General features: G+C 60.6%; 18 protein-coding genes. All 18 read left to right on the forward strand.

Annotated features, from left to right (window positions below; all coding sequences use genetic code 11):
• Positions 1-22: 22 nt before the first annotated feature.
• The 18 genes from ACHZCJ_RS00250 to ACHZCJ_RS00335 all read left to right on the forward strand — a co-directional run bounded on the left by ACHZCJ_RS00250 (position 23) and on the right by ACHZCJ_RS00335 (position 21,681).
• Positions 23-526 (forward strand): division/cell wall cluster transcriptional repressor MraZ, encoded by a 504-nt coding sequence (locus tag ACHZCJ_RS00250; protein ID WP_321322843.1) that lies wholly within the window; start codon positions 23-25, stop codon positions 524-526.
• A complete protein-coding gene (gene rsmH, locus ACHZCJ_RS00255; RefSeq protein WP_321322845.1) occupies positions 523-1,470 on the forward strand; it encodes a 16S rRNA (cytosine(1402)-N(4))-methyltransferase RsmH in 948 nt (315 codons plus the stop codon). The genes ACHZCJ_RS00250 and rsmH overlap by 4 nt, the downstream gene beginning before the upstream one ends.
• Positions 1,467-2,069, forward strand: coding sequence for a hypothetical protein (locus tag ACHZCJ_RS00260; RefSeq protein WP_321322847.1), 603 nt, complete (start codon positions 1,467-1,469; stop codon positions 2,067-2,069). Before rsmH ends, ACHZCJ_RS00260 begins: the two co-directional genes overlap by 4 nt.
• Entirely contained in the window at positions 2,066-3,784 is a 1,719-nt protein-coding gene (locus ACHZCJ_RS00265) for a penicillin-binding protein 2 (RefSeq protein ID WP_159643878.1), read from the forward strand. Before ACHZCJ_RS00260 ends, ACHZCJ_RS00265 begins: the two co-directional genes overlap by 4 nt.
• Positions 3,771-5,213, forward strand: a complete 1,443-nt coding sequence (locus ACHZCJ_RS00270; protein WP_321322850.1) for a UDP-N-acetylmuramoyl-L-alanyl-D-glutamate--2,6-diaminopimelate ligase — start codon at positions 3,771-3,773, stop codon at positions 5,211-5,213. Before ACHZCJ_RS00265 ends, ACHZCJ_RS00270 begins: the two co-directional genes overlap by 14 nt.
• On the forward strand, positions 5,210-6,607 hold the full coding sequence (gene murF / locus ACHZCJ_RS00275) for a UDP-N-acetylmuramoyl-tripeptide--D-alanyl-D-alanine ligase (RefSeq protein ID WP_321322852.1): 1,398 nt from the start codon (positions 5,210-5,212) through the stop codon (positions 6,605-6,607). The genes ACHZCJ_RS00270 and murF overlap by 4 nt, the downstream gene beginning before the upstream one ends.
• Positions 6,607-7,677, forward strand: coding sequence for a phospho-N-acetylmuramoyl-pentapeptide-transferase (mraY, locus tag ACHZCJ_RS00280; protein ID WP_159643876.1), 1,071 nt, complete (start codon positions 6,607-6,609; stop codon positions 7,675-7,677). Before murF ends, mraY begins: the two co-directional genes overlap by 1 nt.
• A complete protein-coding gene (murD, locus tag ACHZCJ_RS00285) occupies positions 7,674-9,008 on the forward strand; it encodes a UDP-N-acetylmuramoyl-L-alanine--D-glutamate ligase (RefSeq protein WP_321322855.1) in 1,335 nt (444 codons plus the stop codon). The genes mraY and murD overlap by 4 nt, the downstream gene beginning before the upstream one ends.
• Complete coding sequence (locus tag ACHZCJ_RS00290; RefSeq protein WP_321322857.1) at positions 9,005-10,264, forward strand: putative peptidoglycan glycosyltransferase FtsW; 1,260 nt, start codon at positions 9,005-9,007, stop codon at positions 10,262-10,264. Before murD ends, ACHZCJ_RS00290 begins: the two co-directional genes overlap by 4 nt.
• Positions 10,261-11,523 carry an undecaprenyldiphospho-muramoylpentapeptide beta-N-acetylglucosaminyltransferase gene (gene murG / locus ACHZCJ_RS00295; protein ID WP_321322859.1) on the forward strand — a complete coding sequence of 421 codons (1,263 nt, stop codon included), beginning with the start codon at positions 10,261-10,263 and terminating at the stop codon, positions 11,521-11,523. The genes ACHZCJ_RS00290 and murG overlap by 4 nt, the downstream gene beginning before the upstream one ends.
• Positions 11,520-12,926: a UDP-N-acetylmuramate--L-alanine ligase gene (murC, locus tag ACHZCJ_RS00300; RefSeq protein WP_321322861.1), complete on the forward strand. Its 1,407-nt coding sequence runs from the start codon at positions 11,520-11,522 to the stop codon at positions 12,924-12,926. Before murG ends, murC begins: the two co-directional genes overlap by 4 nt.
• Positions 12,923-13,819: a UDP-N-acetylmuramate dehydrogenase gene (gene murB / locus ACHZCJ_RS00305; protein WP_321322863.1), complete on the forward strand. Its 897-nt coding sequence runs from the start codon at positions 12,923-12,925 to the stop codon at positions 13,817-13,819. The genes murC and murB overlap by 4 nt, the downstream gene beginning before the upstream one ends.
• On the forward strand, positions 13,816-14,748 hold the full coding sequence (locus ACHZCJ_RS00310; protein ID WP_321322866.1) for a D-alanine--D-alanine ligase: 933 nt from the start codon (positions 13,816-13,818) through the stop codon (positions 14,746-14,748). The genes murB and ACHZCJ_RS00310 overlap by 4 nt, the downstream gene beginning before the upstream one ends.
• Entirely contained in the window at positions 14,745-15,626 is an 882-nt protein-coding gene (locus tag ACHZCJ_RS00315) for an FtsQ-type POTRA domain-containing protein (RefSeq protein ID WP_321322868.1), read from the forward strand. Before ACHZCJ_RS00310 ends, ACHZCJ_RS00315 begins: the two co-directional genes overlap by 4 nt.
• A gap of 54 nt (positions 15,627-15,680) precedes the next feature.
• On the forward strand, positions 15,681-16,940 hold the full coding sequence (gene ftsA / locus ACHZCJ_RS00320) for a cell division protein FtsA (protein ID WP_321322870.1): 1,260 nt from the start codon (positions 15,681-15,683) through the stop codon (positions 16,938-16,940).
• Positions 16,941-17,045: 105 nt separating this feature from the next.
• The gene (gene ftsZ / locus ACHZCJ_RS00325; RefSeq protein ID WP_159643860.1) at positions 17,046-18,569 is read left to right on the forward strand and encodes a cell division protein FtsZ; all 1,524 of its coding nucleotides are present in this window, start codon (positions 17,046-17,048) and stop codon (positions 18,567-18,569) included.
• Between the two features lie 146 nt (positions 18,570-18,715).
• Entirely contained in the window at positions 18,716-20,524 is a 1,809-nt protein-coding gene (locus ACHZCJ_RS00330; protein WP_321322873.1) for an SPOR domain-containing protein, read from the forward strand.
• Positions 20,521-21,681: a deoxyguanosinetriphosphate triphosphohydrolase gene (locus tag ACHZCJ_RS00335; RefSeq protein WP_321322874.1), complete on the forward strand. Its 1,161-nt coding sequence runs from the start codon at positions 20,521-20,523 to the stop codon at positions 21,679-21,681. The genes ACHZCJ_RS00330 and ACHZCJ_RS00335 overlap by 4 nt, the downstream gene beginning before the upstream one ends.
• Positions 21,682-21,687 lie beyond the last annotated feature (6 nt).

Here is a 21,687-nt window from a genome sequence, read left to right on the forward strand (position 1 = left end):
GTTCGGATGAGGGATTTCCACGGTGTCAGTTGCATATGCATATTCAGGCTCTGCAATATCGGCGATAGACGACAAGGGTCGTCTTTCGGTCCCGGCATTTCTGCGCAAAAATCTGGTGGAAAGCAGCGATGGCCGGACACTCTGTCTCGGCACCCACGAGAAATGGGATTGCCTCGTCGGCTTTGGCCTCAGCCGCAAGGCCGACATGCTCGCCGAAATCGACAAGCAGTGGGAAGCGGCGATCGCGCGCGGCGAAAGCTTCGACAAGGATGCCGCCGGTGCCCGCAAGTTCTCATCGCTGCAGGACTTGAGCTTTGACGCCAGCGGCCGCTTCATCTTGCCGCCGCAACTGCGCGATATCGGCAATCTGCAGAATAACGTCCTGTTCCACGGTATCGGTACGACCTTCTGTCTGTGGGATCCGCAGACGCTGCTCGACACCACCGACGATGTGCCGGTTGACCGCCGTCTGGTCGAATATCATCTGAAAGAAGCCTGCGAAAAGGGCGGAGGGAAGCAGAAATGACCCCTGTTGCCGATGCCCGCCATATACCCGTGCTGATCAATGAAGTCGTTGATGCGCTCGCCATTGCTCCCGGAGAGACGCATGTTGACGGAACATTTGGTGCCGGCGGCTACAGTTCGGCGATGCTGGACGCCGGCGCGCAGGTTCACGCTTTTGACCAGGACCCCGATGCGATTGCTGCCGGTCAGCAGATGGTTGACGAGGCCCAGGGCCGGTTGACCCTCCACCACGCCCGCTATTCCGAAATGGCCGAGATACTGGTCGATAACGAGATCGACGGTGTCACGCTCGATATCGGCGTTTCCTCTATGCAGCTGGATCAGGCCGAGCGGGGCTTTTCCTTTCAGAAAGATGGTCCGCTCGACATGCGCATGGCGCGGGACGGCGAAAGCGCGGCAGATTTTCTCAACGAAGCGGATGAAGAGATGATCGCCGGTGTCATCTATCGCTACGGCGAGGAGCGCCGGTCACGGCGGATCGCCAAGGCGATTGTCGAGGCGCGGCCGCTTAGCCGTACATCCGAGCTGGCGAAAGTGGTCCGCAAGGCGCTGGGCTATCGCGCCGGCGACAAGAAGGATCCGGCCACCCGCACGTTCCAGGCGATCCGCATCCACATCAATCGCGAACTGGGCGAGCTCGAAGACGGTCTGGCCGCAGCCGAAAAGCTGCTGCAGCCCGGCGGCCGGCTGGCGGTTGTCACATTTCACAGCCTCGAAGATCGCATCGTCAAGAATTTTCTGCGGGACCGCAGCGGACAGAAATCCGCCGGCTCCCGGCACTTACCCCAAGTTAACGAGACACGGCCGGCACCCACCTTTCATAAACCAGCCAAAGCGGTGCGTCCGGCCGGGGCGGAGCAGGCTCTTAATCCCCGGGCCCGCTCCGCCACCCTCAGATCGGCGGTGCGCACAGACGCACCGGTTGCCAATGGTGGCGGATCATGAAGCTGGCGATCAAACGCCTCGAAGGCATGGGATGGCTTGCCCTGGTCTTTCTGGTGGCGATCTTGCTGTACCCGCTCTCGCTCAGCGTGGCGACTTTGCGCAGCGATCTCGCGCGCACGGACCGCAAGATTGTCGAGATCAAAAAGGATATCCGCTATCTGGAAACGGAATTCAGCGCGCGCGCCAACCTGCGCCAGCTGGAGGACTGGAACAAGCTCGAATTCGGCTATGCCTCGCCGCAAGCCTCGCAATATCTGGACGGCGAAAGGGCGCTGGCCAACCTCGGCGGCAAGGATCTGCGCAAGCCGGTGCAGGTTGCCGTGATCAGTTCAATGGAAGGCGTCAGGCCGGCCGGGATTATCGGTTCGGTGTTCGGCACCGCCAGGGCGCAAGACCGTAATGCCGACGGCAGCGCGATCGGCAGTCGGCCGGGTATTGCGCAGGCCGTGACGGACAGCGGTCCGGCCAAGACTGTGGGAGCGGCGCAGGCCCGCACCACAAGGGTGGCGCATATCGAAGACAAGCTGCTCGACGACGGATTGGTCCGTGATCTCGGCCGCAAGGCGATTGCCGAGAAAATCGAAAGCCTGGCCGAATGACGATGCTTCTGGCCAGCAGCAAGAAGGTGCAGTTTTCGGGAAAAGCGAAGGAAATTACCGCGAATGCGCATTTCCGGCTGATGATCCTGCTGCTGGTGTTTCTGGCCGCCTTCACGATCATTGTCGGGCGGCTGATCAGTCTGACGATATTGGAAGATGCGACGCCCCATCGTCCGTCCAGCAGTGCCTTCGTGCCACCGCGTGGCGATATTGTCGACCGCAACGGCGTGCCGCTGGCCCGGACAATCCTGGGCTATGCGGTTCGGGTGGTGCCGGCACGGGTGCTGGGCGACAAGGATGTTCTGGCGCGACAGCTGTCGGCTATTTTCCCGGATACGAGCGCAGACTATTTCCTGGACAAGCTGAACGGTTCCCATCCAACCTATCTTCGCCGCCGGGCGCTTCCCGAAGAGGTCAAGCAGATCCATGCGCTCGGCGAAATCGGTATCGAATTTCCCCGCGAGGACGAGCGGCTCTATCCGCAGCGCGCCTTGGCGGCGCATGTGCTTGGCTATGTCGACGCCGACGGGAAAGGCGTTATGGGAATGGAGCGGGCGCTGAACGACCGTCTTCTTGACGAGAAGCTGCGCGGCACTCCGTCGACATTGTCGATCGACAGCCGGGCCCAGGCGGCGCTGGAAAGCGAGCTTCAGGATGCGATGATCATGACCGAGGCGCGCGGCGCTGCAGGGATTATTCTCGATGTCCAGACCGGTGAAGTCATGGCGCTGGCTTCGCTGCCATTGTTCGATCCGAACAAGATCCGCCGGGCGTCGATGAAGCACCAGAATAACGAAGTGACCCAGAGCGTTTTCGAACTCGGTTCAACCTTCAAGCCGCTGACGATCGCCGCCGCGCTCGACGCCGGCACGGTGACGGACCTGGCGGTGCGCTATAATGCGATGGAGCCGATCAAGGTTGGCGGCTTCACGATCAAGGACGACCACAGCCAGAACCGCTATCTCAACGTGCCGGAAACGCTGGTGCACAGTTCGAATATCGTTACCGCCCGGATTGCCGACAATCTGGGGAGGGAATCAATGGAGAATATGTTCCGCCGGCTCGGTTTTGACGAACGGCCCCATATCGAACTGTTTGAACGGGGACACCCGCTGTGGCCCCGCAACTGGGGTCGGGTGACCAATATGACGGTGGCCTACGGGCATGGCATTGCCGTGACTCCGCTGCATCTTGCCAGCGCTTATGCAGCCATGGTCAACGGCGGCATCTGGCGTCCGGCGACCTTGCTGAAGGTCGAGCCGGGCGAGGAAGCCAAGGGCCGCCGCGTGTTCAAGGCTGCGACCAGCGCCCGTATGCGGCAATTGCTGCGGATGATTGTTTCGGATGGAACCGGCCGCAAGGCCGATGCGCCAGGCTACCGGATCGGCGGAAAGACCGGTTCGGCGGAAAAGCCTTCCGAGGGGGGTTACAACAAGACGTCGCTGGTTTCGACCTTTGCTGCCGCTTTCCCGATGGACAATCCGCGCTATGTCGTTATCGCCATGCTCGACGAACCCAAGGGAACCGCCGAAACATCCTTCCAGCGGACAGCCGGCTGGACGGCTGCCCCGATTGTCAAAAAGGTCGTGTCCCGCGTCGGGCCGATGCTGGGCGTGGTTCCCGATGATCATCGCGATGTTGACGTATCCGAATTGACGCCGCTCCTCTGGAAGCCCAAAAGCACAGCCAAAGAACCGAATGATGCGACTGAATAATCTGGTACCCGGAGTGGAAGGCGAGGCCGGCGAGCAGGCGGTTACCGGCTTCGCCATCGATCATCGCAAGATCGCACCCGGCAATATATTCGGTGCCTTCCGTGGTGCCCGGTTCAACGGCGAAGAATTTATCGAGGCTGCGGTTGCCGCCGGAGCCATTGCCGTGGTCGCGCTGCCCGGCACCATTGTCGAGGGTGCACTCCCCATTCATGATGAAGAGCCCCGGCGCTTGTTCGCCCGGATGGCGGCGCGTTATTACACGCCGACACCGGCCCATGTGGCGGCGGTGACCGGGACCAATGGCAAGACCTCGACGGCGGAACTGACCCGGCAGCTGTGGCGAATGGACGGCTGCAACAGTGCCTCGATCGGTACGCTGGGCGTCACGACAGCGGATGACCAGGTCAAGACGGGCCTGACCACACCGGATATCGTGACCTTCCTTTCCAACATGTCCGGCCTGGCCAGAGAAGGCGTCAGTCATGCAATATTCGAAGCGTCGAGCCACGGACTGTCGCAATATCGCACCGAAGGTCTGCCGGTTGATGTCGCCGCATTCACCAATCTGAGCCGTGATCATCTCGACTATCATGGTGATATGGAAAGTTATTTTGAAGCCAAGATGCGGCTGTTCGACGAGGTCGTCGAAAGCGACGGTACCGCTGTCATCTGGGCTGATGACGAGCCATGGTCGGGCAAGGCGATCGAGCGGGCGAAGGATCGCGGGCTGCATCTGCTGACCGTCGGCGAACAGGGAGAGACGTTGAGACTGGTGTCGCAGACGCCCACTCATCTGGGCCAGGTTCTGATGGTCAAGGCCGAGGGCAATACCCACCGGATTTCGCTGCCGCTGATCGGTGCCTATCAGGCCGCCAATATCCTTTGCGCAGCGGCTATCGTGCTGGCCACCGGCGGCAAGCTTGACAATATATTTGACCATATGCAGCGCGTGCAGCCGGTGCGCGGCCGGATGGAGCGGGCGGTTATCACCCGGGCAGGGGCACCGCTCTATGTGGATTATGCCCATACGCCGGATGCCCTGCGTGCCGCGATCGCAGCGCTGCGGCCGCATGTGACCGGCAGGCTGATCACGGTTTTCGGGGCAGGTGGTGACCGCGACAAGGGTAAACGTCCGGAAATGGGCGCCATAGCCGTCGAAACATCTGAGCTTGTCATCGTTACCGACGACAATCCGCGCAGCGAGGATCCCGCCACCATCCGCGCCGAAATCATGGCCGGAGCCACCGGCGCCGAGGAAGTGGCGGATCGCCGCACCGCGATTGCGAGAGCAATCGCACTGGCCGGTCCGCAGGACATCATCCTGCTCGCTGGCAAAGGTCATGAGCAGGGGCAGATCATTGGCGATCGCGTCATTCCTTTCGACGATGTCGAAGTGGCGAGAGAATGCGCCGGAGCGCAGCCGTTGTGACGGAACTGTGGACATCCGCCGCGATCGCGGACGCAGTGGCCGGCAAGACCAATGGTGATTTTGCCGTAGCCGGAGTTGCCTTTGACTCGCGTGAAATCGGACCGGGGGATCTGTTTGTCGCGCTCAAGGGCGAGCATAGCGACGGTCATCTGCACGTCGAGCAGGCCTTCGCCTCCGGCGCTGCCGGTGCAATCGTCAGCCAGCCGGTCGACGGGCCCCATATCCTGGTTTCCGACACCGCTAAGGCGCTCGACGCGCTGGCCAGGGCATCGCGCAGCCGGACAGACGCGAAAATCATCGGGGTGACCGGATCGGTCGGCAAAACCGGCACCAAGGAGGCTCTATTTGCCGCGCTCGACCGCTGTTCCTTCGGCAAGGCCCATCGTTCGGTCAAAAGCTATAATAATCACGTCGGTGTCCCGCTCAGCCTGTCGCGGATGCCGGAAGATACCCAATATGGCATTTTCGAAATGGGTATGAATCATGCCCATGAACTCTCGGCGCTGACTCGTCTGGTGCGCCCGCATGCCGCGCTCATCACCGCGATTGCGCCGGCCCATATCGGCAATTTTGCCAATGGCGAGCTTGGTATCGTCGATGCCAAGGCCGAGATATTCGAAGGCCTCATGCCCGGCGGCACGGCGATCATCCCGCATGACAGCCCGCATTGTGCGCGGCTGCGGAAAAAGGCCGAGCGCCATGCAGAGCATGTGATATCCTTTGGTTTTGATGCCGGAGCCGATGTCCGCGCGATAGATGTGGTGGCGGCCCCCCGAGGCGGGTCGCTGGTCACGGCGAAACTGGGCGACCGGAGCCTCTGCTTCACGATAGCCGAGGCGGGGCGTCACTGGGTATCCAATTCGCTGGCGATATTGGCTGCCGTACGCGCGGTCGATGGCGATCTCGCCACGGCCGGGCTGGCGCTCGCCGAAATGAGCGGCATCGACGGGCGTGGCCGGCGGCATCTCGTCTCGCTGAAGTCCGGTGGCACAGCGACGGTTATCGACGAGAGCTACAATGCCAATCCGGCATCGATGAAAGCGACCTTGCAACATTTTACCAGCGAGCCCTGCACCGGCCAGAAGATCCTCCTGTTGGGCGCGATGGGCGAGCTGGGCGAGCAATCGGCGCACTATCACACGGCTCTGGCCGATGATATTCTGCTGACCGGCGCCAAAGCCATCATCTTGGTCGGCGAGGATATGGCACATACTGCCGCGAAACTCGAACAGGGCCTTGATCGGGGCGTGAAAATGTCACATGCGGCAAGTGCTTCGGACGCGCTGGCCGAGGTCGCAAAATCGCTCGGCGACGGGGATATCCTTCTGGTCAAGGGTTCAAATTATCTGGGACTTTCCTCCGCGGTTTCCGCGCTGGTAAGCGGGGAGTATTGATGTTTTATTTGCTGGCCCAATGGCTTGAGTTCGAAGGTATTTTCAACGTCTTCCGCTATCTGAGCTTTCGCTCGGGTGCGGCCATATCGACATCGCTGTTCATCGGGCTGCTGATCGGCCCCAAGTTCATCAACATGCTGCGCATGCGGCAGGGCAAGGGCCAGCCGATCCGCGAAGACGGGCCGATCACCCATCTCAAGAAGGCGGGAACGCCGACCATGGGCGGCCTGATGATCCTGATTTCTGTGGTGACCTCGCTGCTGCTCTGGATGGACCTAAGCAACATGTTTGTCTGGGCCTGTATTTTCGTGACGCTCGGTTTTGGCGCGATTGGCTTCATGGACGATTATGACAAGGTCCGCAAAGCCAGTCACAAGGGCGTTCCCGGCCGGGTCCGGCTGCTGCTGGAATTCGCGGTTGCCGGTTTTGCCACCTGGCTGATCGTCGAGCAGATCGGCACCAGCCTCTATGTGCCCTTTTTCAACGATGTGCAGATTGACCTCGGCTATTTCTATATCCCCTTCGCGATGTTCGTGATTGTCGGCGCCGGTAACGCGGTCAATCTGACCGACGGTCTCGACGGTCTTGCCACCATGCCGGTGGTCATCGCCAGCGCCACTTTCCTGGTGCTCGTCTATCTGTCCGGCAATGCGGTTTTCTCCGAATATCTTGGCATTCCCTTCGTCCGCGGAGCCGGCGAGCTGGCGATTTTCTGTGCCTGCGTGATTGGCGCCTGCCTTGCGTTTCTGTGGTTCAACGCGCCGCCGGCCGCTGTTTTCATGGGCGATACCGGCAGCCTCGCGCTCGGCGGGGCGCTCGGCGCGATTGCTGTTTCCATCCACCATGAAATCGTGCTGGCGCTGGTCGGCGGTCTGTTCGTGCTCGAAGCCGTGTCGGTGATCGTCCAGGTCTTCTTCTTCAAACGGACCGGTCGCCGGGTGTTCCGCATGGCGCCGATCCATCATCATTTCGAACAGCTTGGCTGGTCCGAATCCACCATCGTGATCCGCTTCTGGATCATCAGTCTGGTGCTCGCGCTGGCCGGATTGGCGACGTTGAAACTCAGATGATTGTCTCTCCCGTCTTTGCCGGAAAGCGCTATGCCATTCTCGGACTGGCCCGGTCCGGCATGGCGGTACTGGAAAGCCTGCACGCGAGTGGCGCGGAACTGCTCGCGTGGGACAATCGGGAGGAATTGCGCAACAGCGTTTCCGACAAGGCGCTGATCGCCGATCCGCTGGAAAGCGACCTGACCGGCTATGACGCTATCGTCGTGTCGCCGGGCGTCCCGCTCAACAACCACCCGATTGCGCAAAAGGCGAAAGCGGACGGCGTTCCGATTATCGGCGATATCGAACTGTTCGCGCAGGCCCGGTCTGCGCTGCCGGCGCACCGTGTGGTCGGGATCACCGGCACCAACGGCAAATCGACCACAACCGCTCTGGTTCACCATATATTGCAGCATGCCGGCCTGCCTTCCGTCATGGGCGGCAATATTGGCGTGCCGATTCTGTCGCAGGAACCGCTGCCCGAAGGCGGTGTCTATGTGCTGGAGCTTTCCAGTTACCAGATCGACCTTACCAATAGCCTCGACTGCGACGTTGCGCTGTTGCTCAATATCAGCCCGGATCATCTTGACCGTTATGACAGTTTTGATTCCTATGCGGCCTCCAAGGCCCGACTGTTCGACATGCTGGGGTCCGATCATGCCGCGATCTTTGCCAGTGGTGACGAGAAGACCCAATTGGCGCTGCACGGATTGCGCGATCTTGGGCGGGTGAAGAATATTTTCGACACCAGCAATGTCGAGGTTGCGGGACAGCCGGACTGGCCCTCGCTGCAGGGACCGCACAATTTCCAGAACGCGATCGCTGCGATCGCCACGGTCGAGGCGCTGGGCATTGGCGAAGAGCAATGGCGTCCGGCGCTGGCCGCCTTTGCCGGTCTGCCACACCGGATGGAGCGCATTGCCGAAGCCAATGGCGTGCTGTTCGTCAACGACAGCAAGGCGACCAATCCGGCGTCGACCGGTCCGGCCCTCGGGGCTTATCCGAAAATCCACTGGATCCTTGGCGGTCTGCCGAAAAGCGACAGGCTGACCGAATGCGAACCGTTCTACCGAAATGTAGTCCGGGCCTATACGATAGGCGAAGCCGGCCCCCTGTTTGAAAAATTGCTGACCGGACATGTGGCGGTTGAATCCTGTGAAATGATCCTCACCGCCGTGCAACGGGCCGCTGCCAATGCGCAGCCCGGGGAAGTGGTGCTGCTCTCGCCGGCCTGCGCTTCCTTTGACCAGTTCCGCGATTTTGAAGCGCGTGGCAATTGTTTCCGCAGCGCTGTCAATTCGGTGATCGAGAAAAATCTGATCGGAACCGCGACCGGGGAGGCAATTGGATGAGCATATCTGAGCAGCAGACAGGGCCGGCACAGCCGCTTCCGGAAATTTCCGGCGCGCTGAAGAAAAAGCGTTTCCAGCTGCAGTCGCGGTTCGGACGGAGCGATCGTTCGCCGCTTGCCATCTGGTTCTGGGAACTCGACCGGGTACTGCTCGGGCTGATTCTCACCCTGATCGCCATCGGCCTGATCGCGGTTGCCGCCGCCTCTCCGGTTACCGCGCTGAAGCAGAGCACCGCTTCGGTTACCGTCGAACCGCTCTATTATTTCTACCGGCAGTTAGGCTGGGTCGTGATCGGCATTCCGGTGATGCTGGTGATTTCGATGCTGCCGAAGGAGCAGGCCCGCCGGTTTGCCATTCTCGCGGCGCTGGCCGTTTTCATATTGTTGTTTCTGGTCCCGGTGTTCGGGAAATCGGTCAATGGTGCCCAGCGCTGGATCGGCTACAGCTTTGCCACTATCCAGCCTGGTGAATTTCTCAAACCGCTCTATGCGGTTTCGCTGGCCTGGCTTTTGTCACTCCGGATCAAGGACCCGGCCCTGCCGGTGATCTCGCTGTCGGTGGTCCTGACGGGGATCATCGCCATCCTGATGATGATGCAGCCCAATCTCGGCGAGACCATCCTGATCTGCGGCATCTGGTTCGCGGTGATGACAGTGTCCGGCCTGTCTGCCCGCCTGATCGCCGGCATTGGTGTCGCCGGTGTCGGCGGCCTGGTCGGCGCTTATTTCCTCTATCCTGTCGCAACCCAGCGAATCAACGCCTGGCTGTTCGGCGGCGGCGAATTTGACCAGGTGATGTTTGCCCACAAGGCGCTCACCGGCGGTGGTCTGCTCGGCACCGGACCCGGTCTGGGCAGCGCCAAATTCAAGCTGCCGGAAGCGCATACCGACTATATCTTCTCGGTCATCGGCGAAGAATTCGGCCTGCTCGCCTGCATGGCGATCGCGCTTGTCTATCTGGCGATCATCGTGCGGGTGTTCCTGCGGCTGCTGGACGAAGAGGATAATTTCATCATTCTCGCTGTCACCGGCCTGACCGCCCAGTTCGGCGGACAGGCGCTGATCAACATGGCGGTCAATCTGCAACTCTTTCCGTCCAAGGGCATGACGCTGCCGTTCATCAGCTACGGCGGCTCGTCCATAATCGCCTTGTGTATCGGGGTTGGACTTTTGCTCGCATTTACCCGCCGAAACCCGTATCTTGACCGCTCACAATATGTCTCGGCATGGCCCGAGCAAGGACGGATAGCGGTATGAGTTTTTCGAAACATTATGTTCTGGCAGCTGGCGGCACCGGTGGGCATATGATCCCTGCCTATGCGCTGGCCAAGGAACTGGTTCTGCGCGGTCACCGGGTCGCGATGATTACCGATGAACGTGGCGCGAAAATACCCGGCATGATCGAAGAGGCGCAGGTGCATGTCCTGCCGGCCGGCCGGATTACCAAGGACCCGCGCAGCTGGGTTGGCGGAACGCGCGCTATCCTGAAAGGGCGCCGGATGGCGATGCAGCTATATGATACATTCCAGCCGTCGGCGGTTGTCGGCTTCGGCGGCTATCCGGCCTATCCCGCGCTGCTCGCTGCGAACAGCAAGGACATACCGACGATCGTGCACGAACAGAATGCGGTCCTCGGCCGGGTCAACCGGCTCGCATCCCGTTCGGTCAACGCCATAGCCACGGCCTATCCCGACGTGCTGCGGATCAAGCCGAAATATCAGGAAAAGGTCCATCTGGTCGGCAATCCGGTGCGCGAGGAAGTCGTGGCGCTGCGCGACGAACGTTATCCGGTTCTGGCCGAAGACGGAATTTTCCGCGTATTGGTGACCGGCGGCAGCCAGGGTGCCTCCATTCTTTCCGATGTCGTGCCGGATGCCATGGCGATGTTGCCGGTGCATTTGCGCCGCCGTCTGCAGATTACCCAGCAATGCCGGGAAGACGATATCGAGCGGGTGCGGGCGAAATATGCCGAACATGATATTCCGGCAGAGCTGGCCACCTATCTGCCCGATCTGCCGGACCGGCTGGGCTGGGCGCATCTGGTTATCGGCCGGGCAGGGGCTTCGACCATTGCCGAGCTGACCACGGCCGGCCGTCCGGCGATCCTGATCCCGCTTCCCAGCGCGATGGATGATCATCAGACTTACAATGTCAAGGAAATGGTGGCGGCGGGCGGCGCCCGGGTTATCCGGCAGCCCGCTATCACGACACGGAATTTCGACAGCGGCAGCGACGACAAGACCAACAAGCTGCGCCTGCAGCAATCCGCAGCGCTGGACAAGATGCGCGGGGCGATGGTCAAGCAGATCCAGAAAATCGCCTTGAGCACCGGCGCGCTGGAAAATGCCGCCCGCTGCGCAAGATCCTGCGGACGCCCTGAAGCGGTGAGCGATCTGGCTGACCTGGTCGAGAGCATCGGGACTTCGCCGCTGGGCAAGACAATGAAAGCCGGGAAAGCGGCGCCGCAAAGGCTGACGGCTCGCAAGGAAGCACTGGCAAAGGATAGCGTGCAGTGAAGGGTGTTGGCACCGATATCGGGACAATCCATTTCGTCGGTATCGGCGGCATCGGCATGTCCGGCATTGCCGAGGTCATGCACAATCTCGGCTATCAGGTGCAGGGCAGCGATATTGCCGAGAGCTATGTCGTCGAAGGCCTGCGCGCCAAGGGTATTGACGTGAAAATTGGCCATAGCGCCGAAAATGTCGAGGGCACGGCGGTGGTCGTGACCTCGACCGCGGTCAAGCGCGGCAACCCGGAAGTGGAAGCGGCGCTGGCCAGCCGGATACCGTTGGTGCGCCGGGCGGAAATGCTGGCCGAGCTGATGCGGCTGAAATCGACCATTGCGATTGCCGGTACCCATGGCAAGACGACCACCACTTCGATGGTCGCGGCCATGCTGGATACGGGTGGCATTGATCCGACCGTGATCAACGGCGGGATCATCAACCAATATGGCTCCAACGCCCGGCTCGGCGCCGGCGAGTGGATGGTGATCGAGGCGGACGAAAGCGACGGCAGTTTCCTGCGGCTCGACGGCACGATCGCGGTTGTCACCAATATCGATGCCGAACATCTCGACCATTATGGCAGCTTCGACAAGATCAAGGACAGTTTCCTCGAATTTGTCGAAAACGTGCCCTTTTACGGCGCAGCGATCCTGTGCATCGACCATCCCGAGGTCCAGGCCCTGCTGCCGCGCATCCGCGACCGGCGGATCATCACTTATGGTTTCTCCGCCCAGGCGGACGTCAAGGGGATCAATGTCACGCCGGTTCCGGGCGGCAACCGTTTCGATGTCGATGTCCGCGACCGCGATGGCGAGACCCGGCGGATCACCGGTATCGAACTGCCGATGCCGGGCCGTCACAATGTCCAGAACGCGATTGCTGCCGTGGCGGTCGGGCTGGAAATGGGCATCAGCGACGAAAAGATTGCCAAGGGCTTCGATCATTTCGGCGGCGTAAAGCGGCGCTTTACCAAGGTTGGCGAAGTCGATGGCGTGACGATCATAGACGATTACGGCCATCATCCGGTCGAGATACAGGCCGTGCTGTCGGCCGCGCGCGAAGGCGCGCAAGGCCGCGTCATCGCCGTCGTCCAGCCGCACCGTTTCACCCGCCTTCGCGACCATATGGAAGAATTCCAGGGCGCCTTCAACGATGCCGACATGGTGTTCGTGACCCCGGTCTATGTCGCCGGCGAAGATCCGATCGAGGGCATTGACAGCGAGGCACTGGTCACCGGCCTGAAAACACGCGGCCATCGTCTCGCCGAGACCGTTGCGGACCAGAAGGCTCTCGCCGAGCGACTGGCGCAGGAAGCGCAGCCTGAAGACATGATCATCTGCCTCGGGGCAGGGGACATCACCAAATGGGCCGCTGTGCTCGCAGATAATATTGCCGAGGCCCGCAAATGAGCGCGATTGCCACCATGCCCCAAACCCGCGGCAAGCTGACCGAAAACGCGCCACTGGCCCCGCTCGTCTGGTTCAAGAGCGGCGGCGCAGCCGAATGGTTGTTTGAACCGAAAGATATTGACGATCTGCAGCAATTTCTGCGCGATCTCGATCCGGCGATAGCGGTCTGGCCGCTTGGCCTGGGGTCCAATCTTATTATTCGCGATGGGGGAATCCGCGGTGTGGTGATCCGGCTGGGCAAGGCCTTTGCGGGCATTGAAGCGGACGACATGACCTTGCGTTGTGGCGCAGGAGCACCCGGCATTTCCGCAGCGAGCAAGGCGCGCGACCATGGTATTGCGGGCCTGGAATTTCTGCGCGGCATTCCCGGCACGATCGGCGGCGCGGTGCGCATGAACGCCGGCGCCTATGGCCGCGAAGTTTGCGACATATTGCAGAGCGCCGAGGTGATCCTGCGCAACGGTGATCGGGCGACGATCCCGCTGGCCGACATGGGCTACAGCTATCGCCACTCCGCGCTGCCCGAAGGCGCGATTGTGGTCAGTGCGACCATGGTCGGTGAACCCGGCGATCCGGCGATTATCGGCGCCGAAATGAAGCGTATTGGCGATGAACGCGAAGCCTCACAGCCGCTGCGCTCCAAGACCGGCGGCTCCACCTTCAAAAATCCCGAAGGCAAAAAGGCTTGGCAGCTGGTCGATGAAGCCGGTTGCCGTGGTCTGCAAATCGGGCAGGCGCAAGTGTCTGAAAAACACTGCAATTTCCTGCTGAATCTCGGCGGCGCGACATCCGCTGACATCGAAGCGCTCGGTGACGAAGTGCGTAAGCGGGTCAAGGCTCATTCGGGCATCGAACTGCATTGGGAAATTCAGCGGGTGGGGGACGAAGCATGACTGCTAGGAATGAAAAAAAACTCCACGTCGCTGTGCTGATGGGCGGCTGGTCTGCCGAACGCGAAGTATCGCTGAGCAGCGGCAATGGCGTCGCCGATGCGCTCGAGAAAAACGGCCATCAGGTGAGCCGTGTCGACATGGATCGCAATGTCGCACAGGTCCTTGCTGGTATCCGGCCTGATGTGGTGTTCAACGCGCTGCACGGCGTGCCGGGTGAAGACGGCAGCGTCCAGGGCATGCTCGATCTGATGCAGATCCCCTATACCCATAGCGGTCTCGCCACCTCGGTGATCGCGATCGACAAGGAACTGACCAAGCAGCAGCTGGTGCCCGCGGGCATACCGATGCCCAAGGGCCGGATTGTTTCCAGTGCCAGCCTGTATGAGGCTGATCCCTTGCCGCGACCCTATGTCCTGAAGCCGGTCAACGAGGGATCGTCTGTCGGTGTGGCGATCGTCACCGACGACAGCAATTACGGCAATCCGATCAGCCGCGATGCACAGGGGCCGTGGCAGGAATTTGACCAGCTTCTGGCCGAACCCTTCGTCAAGGGTCGCGAGCTGACAACCGCTGTGCTGGGCGACAAGGCGCTGTGTGTGACCGAATTGCGGACCGCGCAGGGATTTTACGATTATGCCGCCAAATATACGGAGGGCCTGACGCAACATGTCTGCCCTGCGGAAATTCCTGCAGAGATCGAGAAGCTATGCCTCGACTATGCTCTTCGGGCCCACAAGATTCTGGGATGCAAGGGGACGTCCCGCACAGATTTCCGCTGGGATGACGAGCAGGGCGCAGCCGGTCTGTTCGTGTTGGAAACGAACACGCAACCCGGCATGACGCCGCTCAGTCTGGTACCCGAGCAGGCGAAGCAGATGGGAATCAGCTATGAAGAACTGGTCGAGATAATCGTGAGAGAAGCGCTATGACAGCAACCCGGAAACGCAATAACCGTCCGGCCAGGGGCAAGCCGCGGAAACAGGCAGGACGCAAGGTCAAGCAGGTTTCCGTATTCGACAGGATATTGCGCGCCATGCCCGTCACCGAAGAACAGGTTCAGAAGGGCCTGACCTGGGGGCTGGTGGCAGTGTTCATTCTCGGCGCCTATAGCGTTGCGCATTATTCCGGCATCAATGACCGGATCAGGACCGAGCTTGCCGAAGCGGTCGGCAATGCCGGTTTCGAAGTGAAAAGGGTCGAGGTGACCGGTGTCAACCGCATCGACGAGCTGAAAGTCTATGAAATTACGCTGGCGCAGAAAGACCGTTCGATGCTGCTGGTCGATATTGACGAGGTGCGCGAGGACCTGCTGTCCAATGGCTGGATCAAGGACGCGCGGATTTCGCGGCGGCTGCCCGATACGCTGATCGTCGATATCGTCGAACGTGAGCCCGTTGCCGTCTGGCAAAATCAGGGTACGCTCTCGCTGATCGACAGGACGGGATATCCGCTCGAGGAAATTGCCCGCGAAGAAATGCCCGACCTGCCGGTGATCGTCGGCAAGAAGGCCAATCTGAAATTTTCCCAGCTGGATTCGCTTCTTGACGTCGCGCCGGCGCTGCGTCCGATGGTGACCGGGGCGAGCTGGATCGGTAACCGGCGCTGGGATCTGGAATTCGACAGCGGCGAAACGCTGGCCCTGCCCGAAGGGGAGGAGACGGCGTCGGCTGCACTGCTGAATTTTGCCCGGATGGATGGTATCAACCGGCTGCTCGGCCGCGGCGTCGTGCATTTCGACCTGCGCGATGCGGAACGGGCCTATCTGCGGATGCCGCCGAAGGACGAACCGGCTGATCCGGGCAGTTGATCGACGGGAAGGCGCGGGGCATGATGACAATGATCGAGGTGAAGGAATAGGCTGATGGCGGCACGGGTAGAAAAAATCTTCACATCTCTGGATATCGGCTCGTCGAAAATTTCGGCGATGATAGCCGGGCGGATGGACAATGGCGAACTGACCGTATTGGGCACCGGCCATCATGCCAGCAAGGGTGTGAAGCGGGGTTATATCGCCGATACCGAGACCACCGAAACCGACGTCAGGGCGGCGGTGGAACAGGCCGAGCGCATTGCCGGCACCAATATTGACGATGTCTGGGTCAGCTTCTCGGCCGGCGGGCTGCAGAGCATGCTGACCTCGGTCGAGACCGAACTGGGCGGTCACCGGATCGAGCAGGATGATATCGATCTGCTGCTTGATGCCGGTCGCAACAGCATCGATCCCAAGGGCAAGATGGTGCTGCACGCACAGCCTGCGCTCTATACGCTCGACGGGCTGAACGGCGTCAAGAAACCGAAAGGTCTGCACGCTGATCGCCTTGGCGTGGATATCCATGTCATCCTCGCCGAAGCCTCGCCGGTTCGCAATATCGAGATGAGCGTGCGTGGCGCGCATCTCAATGTCAGATCGATTGTTGCCTCGCCGATTGCGGTTGGCAACGCCTGTCTTTCGACCGAGGAACGCGAACTGGGGGTGGCGCTGGTCGAAATGGGGGCGGAAGTGACCAATGTCTCGCTGTTCGCCGGCGGCATGCTGGTCGGCCTGACGACATTGCCTTATGGTGCGGCCGATATAACCGATGATATTGCCTCGTCTTTCGGCCTGCGGCGCGCGCAGGCGGAGCGGATCAAATGTTTCTACGGCTCGGCCACCACCAGCCCGCGCGACAATCATGACGTGATCAATCAGGGACTCGACGACAATGGTGAGGCGGGTGACGAAGACGGCCGGATCACCCGGGCCCAGCTGATCGCGGTGATCCGCCAGCGGCTCGATCATCTGATCGGTGAAATCGGTCGCTCCCTCAAGGAACTGGGATTCACCGGCCCGGTCGGTCGTCAGGTCGTGCTGACCGGCGGTGGTGCCGAACTCAAGGGTATTGCCGACTATGCCCAGTCGGCGCTGGGCCGCACGGTGCGCATCGGTCGCCCGTCCGGGCTGAGCGCGCTGCCTGAAGCGCATAGCGGTCCCGCATTTGCCGGTCTGGCCGGGCTTGCGCTCTATGCGTCGCAGGAGCCGGTTGACTTGCGTTACATGGCGAGAAGCCACCAGAATGTTCACAAATATGGCGGATCAGCAGTAATCGGACGGCTGATGTCGGCTATTCGCGGAAATTTTTAGTAATTTGACAAAAAAAATTTACTTTTCGGGTGATTCCTGCGGGAAATTTGTGCAAAGCGTTAAACAAATATTACAGCACGATAAAATGTCTCGGGAGACAGTGAGATGAGTATCAATATTGGCCCACCAGAAGTCGAAGAACTGAAGCCGAAAATTGCGGTTATCGGTGTCGGCGGTGCCGGGGGCAATGCGATTGCCAACATGATTGCTGCACAGGTCGAAGGCGTTGATTTCATCGTCAGCAACACCGATGCACAATCGCTGAACAGTTCTACCGCCGAACGGCGGATCCAGCTTGGTCCTGATATTACCCAGGGCCTGGGTGCCGGATCGCGTCCCGAAGTCGGTCGCGCAGCCGCCGAAGAAACGATCGATCTGGTCGAGCAGGCGCTGGAAGGCACGCATATGTGTTTCATCGCTGCCGGCATGGGCGGCGGCACCGGTACCGGCGCCGCTCCGGTGATTGCCAAGGCGGCCCGTGACCGCGGCATCCTGACCGTCGGCGTGGTGACCAAGCCCTTCACTTTCGAGGGCACGCGCCGGATGAAGGCTGCCGAAGCGGGTATCGAAGAGTTGCAGAAGAATGTCGACACGCTGATCGTCATTCCGAACCAGAATCTGTTCCTTGTTGCCAATCCGAATACCACTTTCAAGGAAGCCTTTCTGCTCGCTGACGAAGTGCTGCAACAGGGCGTTCGCGGCATTACCGACCTGATGGTCATGCCGGGCCTGATCAACCTCGACTTTGCCGATGTGCGCAGCGTGATGCACGAAATGGGGCAGGCGATGATGGGCACCGGCGAAGCGGAAGGCGACGGACGTGCGCTGGAAGCCGCGGAGAAAGCCATTGCCAATCCCTTGCTCGACGGCGTGTCGATGCAGGGCGCCAAGGGCGTTATCGTTTCGATCACCGGCGGCGAGGACATGCGCCTGATGGAGGTCGACGAAGCTGCCAATCATATTCGCGAACTGGTCGACCCGGACGCCAATATCATCTGGGGTAGCGCGTTTAACCCGAATCTCGACGGGCGTATCCGCGTATCCGTCGTTGCCACCGGCATCGACAATGACGGCGTTCGCTCCTCTTCGTCGCCATCGACATCTTTTGCCATGGGCAGCCCGGCTGCGAAGACGGAAGATACGTCTGCGCCGTCCAGCTTTGCTTCGTCCATAGCCAGCGACGATGACGTCGAAGAAGCCGCGCAGGAAGCGGAAATCGCCTCGGCACCGGTTCCCGATCAGGAGCCGGAACCGGAAGTCGAAACAGCAGCGGAGCCGGAGGCTTCGCCCGCGCCGGTCGCAACCTACGGTGACGACGATGATCTCAGTGTCACGCCATCCTTTGCTTCGTTGACGCCGGGGATTGCCTCGAAAAGCGCAGCGCCGGAAGAGGATGAATTGATTCTGGGCGATGATGCCATCCAGCCGGCCGACGAAGACGCCGCACCGGCAGCACGCCAGGCACCACCTGCGCCGCGCGTGGCGACCAGTGGCGGGACGCTGTTCGAGCGGATGTCCAATCTGACCCGTGGCGGATCAAAAGGCGATGACGCCGATGATGGCGAGGATGACAAGTCCCGTGATCCGCTCGACATCCCGCGCTTTCTGAACCGGCAGAACAACCAGTAGATTCCGGTTCTCGCCAGACTGTCTGATCGACTGATGGGGCATCGCGAGGGAGTTTGTCTTTCGCGTGCCACCATTGGCCTTGCCGGAATGCAGGAACGATTGATTTCATGCGCAATCGTTCCTTTATATATCTTGTGAATCAGAAATTGAAAATTTTACTGGCCGTATCGGCCGCTCTGGCAAGCGCGGCCGTGCCGCAGCTGCCCGTTTTTGCTCAATCCAGCGCCCAGTCGAACAGCGACAACCTGCAGGATGCGCTGCGCCGGATTGCGATCAATTCCAATGATTCCTCGGCGCTGGCCGATGCCGGGCTGGCCGCTCTCGAACTCGGCGATATGCGCGCGGCGATCGGCTTCCTGGCCAAGGCAGACCAGATATACTCAACCAGCGGCCGCGTCAAAGTGGGCCTTGGCCGGGCGTTGCTGGCGGAGGAAAATCCGTTTGGTGCAATCCGCTATTTTGATCAGGCGGTCGCCAATGGCATCCCGCCGAGGGAAATCGCCGCCGATCGCGGTCTTGCCTATGACCTGATCGGCCGCAATCGCGAAGCCCAGCAAGATTACGAACTGGCCTTGCGCTACGACACCAGTGATGAACTGGTTGGCCGCTATGCGGTGTCGCTGGGGATTAGCGGTGATGTCGACCGGGCCGATGCGCAGCTCAATCCGCTGCTGCAGAAAAGCGACCGCGATGCCTGGCGCAACCGGGCCTTCATCTACGCCATGAACGGCAAGAAAAAAGAAGCAGAAGATATCGTCGAACAGACGATGGAACGGCGCATGGCAAAGGCCATCAAACCCTTTTTTGATCGCATGTCCAAACTGACGGCTGCGCAAAAGGCGGCCGCGGTCCATTTCGGCCATTTCCCGGCGAGCGAGAATATCGGAGTCGATGTCGCGGCGGTGCAGCTGGCGTCCAGTCAGCTTGCCGAAAATGCCGGCGCTGTCGATGCAGGCCTGATCCCGGTTGGCGAGGCACTCGGCACTGATGTCAAGCGCCCGCGCGTGCTGGCCATGCCCGACAAGTCGCCCCGCCGTCGCCCCGGTGCAGCGGAGCGCAGAGCTTCGGAGCGTGAAACGAAACGCGCCGCGAAGAAAAAAGAATCCCGGTCAGCGACCCTGATAGCGGCGGCGACACCGGCACCTGCCAGTGCAGCCCGTTCGCAGACTTTTGCGAGCAGCAATCCGGCCCCTGAGCCCTTGCCTGTAAAGCCGGATCCGGTCGAGACCGTGAAACCCGAACCGGTGCAGGCCGCTGAAATCAAGACGGAAACACAGTCTTTTACTCCCGGCTTTGCTACCACGCTTGGCGTCAGCCAGCCGCCGGTGCTGGTGTCACAAACCGTCGAACGCAAGGTTGAAATCGCTGGTCGACAACCGGCCGCTGCCACCGTTCAGCAGCCAGAAGACAGTCCTCCCGCCGGACAAAATCAGGCTGGCGGACCGATTAATCTGGTCAATTTCGATCTGGCACAACAGCGGTCCACACCGATTGAAACAGCATCGGCCGCCCCGGCATCGCGACCTCTTGCAGATATAATCAGCGGCATCGACATACCCGATCGCGAGACCAGAACCTCGGTTGTTCCCGTCGATCTCGATGAAATCGAGCCCGCCAAGCCGCAGCCTAAGATTGTCGCCAAGCCGGTAGAGAAAACACCGGCCAAACCGAAAGAACCGGAGCATCCGAAACGCTATTGGGTGCAGATTGCTACGGGGTCAAATCTCGATGCGCTGAAATTCGACTTCCGGCGGATGACGAAAAAACAGCCCGAACTGTTCAAGGACAGGAAGGCCTGGACGTCGCCTTGGGGTCGCACCCGCCGGCTGGTGGTCGGACCATTTGCCGATTTCAAGGCGGCCAAGGCCTTTGAAGCGGATTACCGCAAGGATGGCGGCGACGGCTTTGCCTGGGCGAGTGCCGATGGCGTCGAGGTTAACGAGCTGACCAAATGATCCAGCGGAAAAGCTATGCCAGCTACCCCGCGTACAGCCGGGGCCGTTTGCACGATGAAAAACGCGAAGTGACACGCGGTCCGCGCGATGATTTCCAGCGCGATCGCGACCGGATCATTCACAGTATTTCCTTCCGCCGCCTGCGCCACAAGACCCAGGTCTTTGTCGCGCCGGACGGCGACCATTATCGTGTCCGTCTAACCCATAGTCTGGAAGTCGCGCAGATCGGCCGGACCATGGCGCGGGCGCTGGGGTTGAACGAGGATCTTACCGAAGCGCTCTGCCTTGCCCATGATATCGGCCATCCGCCTTTCGGCCATGCCGGCGAAGATGCGCTGGAGGAAGCTTTAGCGGATTTTGGCGGTTTCGACCATAATGCGCAAACCATCCGGACATTGATCAGGCTGGAAACACCTTATCCCCGCTGGGACGGTCTCAATCTGACATGGGAAATGCTCGAGGGCCTCGCCAAACATAATGGCCCGGTCGCCGAACCGACCTGGGCGCTTGCCGAGGCCAATGCTGCGATGGATCTCGATCTCGACAGCTGGCCGTCGCTGGAGGCGCAGATTGCCGCGATTGCCGACGATATCGCTTATGACAATCATGATATTGATGACGGGATGCGAGCCGGCCTGCTGACGCTCGACCAGCTGCTGGAACTGCCCTTTATTGCGGAGCGCTGGCAGGCCCTTTGCAACCGTTTTCCCGACGTTTCTCAGGAACGGTTATTGCCGGAACTGATCCGTGACCAGATCGGCTTGATGGCCAATGATGTGCTGGAAACAACGCAGGCTCGGATCGACCGGCTCGGTATCAAGACGCCCGAGGATGTCCGGCAGGCGGGGCAGATGATCGGCGGTTTTTCCGACGCGATGGCGGACAAGGAACGCCGGCTGAAACGCTTCATGTATGAAAATCTCTATCATCACCCGAAGCAGATGGCGGCGGCGGAAGAAGGAAAGATGATGGTCGGCGATCTGGTCCAAGCCTATCGTGAACAACCGGAACTGATGCCGCAAAGCTGGGCCGCGGCGCTGCCGGAGGTAGAACCGGACCGAATCCGCCATATCGCCGATTTTCTCGCCGGCATGACCGATCGCTATGCCCGCAACCGGCACGCCGAGATTTTCGGCGAGCGGCCCGGTACGGGTTGATTTGTC

It is taken from the genome of uncultured Parasphingorhabdus sp. (genome assembly GCF_963677535.2).
In the GTDB taxonomy this organism is placed as follows: Bacteria; Pseudomonadota; Alphaproteobacteria; order Sphingomonadales; family Sphingomonadaceae; genus Parasphingorhabdus.

Coding starts and splice junctions, on each gene's coding strand:
- ACHZCJ_RS00270 (WP_321322850.1), top strand. CDS start 3,771: ATGCGACTGAATAATCTGGTACCCGGAGTGGAAGGCGAGGCCGGCGAG.
- ftsA (WP_321322870.1), top strand. CDS start 15,681: ATGGCGGCACGGGTAGAAAAAATCTTCACATCTCTGGATATCGGCTCG.
- rsmH (WP_321322845.1), top strand. CDS start 523: ATGACCCCTGTTGCCGATGCCCGCCATATACCCGTGCTGATCAATGAA.
- murG (WP_321322859.1), top strand. CDS start 10,261: ATGAGTTTTTCGAAACATTATGTTCTGGCAGCTGGCGGCACCGGTGGG.
- ACHZCJ_RS00260 (WP_321322847.1), top strand. CDS start 1,467: ATGAAGCTGGCGATCAAACGCCTCGAAGGCATGGGATGGCTTGCCCTG.
- murD (WP_321322855.1), top strand. CDS start 7,674: ATGATTGTCTCTCCCGTCTTTGCCGGAAAGCGCTATGCCATTCTCGGA.
- murB (WP_321322863.1), top strand. CDS start 12,923: ATGAGCGCGATTGCCACCATGCCCCAAACCCGCGGCAAGCTGACCGAA.
- ACHZCJ_RS00290 (WP_321322857.1), top strand. CDS start 9,005: ATGAGCATATCTGAGCAGCAGACAGGGCCGGCACAGCCGCTTCCGGAA.
- mraY (WP_159643876.1), top strand. CDS start 6,607: ATGTTTTATTTGCTGGCCCAATGGCTTGAGTTCGAAGGTATTTTCAAC.
- ftsZ (WP_159643860.1), top strand. CDS start 17,046: ATGAGTATCAATATTGGCCCACCAGAAGTCGAAGAACTGAAGCCGAAA.
- ACHZCJ_RS00315 (WP_321322868.1), top strand. CDS start 14,745: ATGACAGCAACCCGGAAACGCAATAACCGTCCGGCCAGGGGCAAGCCG.
- ACHZCJ_RS00265 (WP_159643878.1), top strand. CDS start 2,066: ATGACGATGCTTCTGGCCAGCAGCAAGAAGGTGCAGTTTTCGGGAAAA.
- ACHZCJ_RS00335 (WP_321322874.1), top strand. CDS start 20,521: ATGATCCAGCGGAAAAGCTATGCCAGCTACCCCGCGTACAGCCGGGGC.
- ACHZCJ_RS00310 (WP_321322866.1), top strand. CDS start 13,816: ATGACTGCTAGGAATGAAAAAAAACTCCACGTCGCTGTGCTGATGGGC.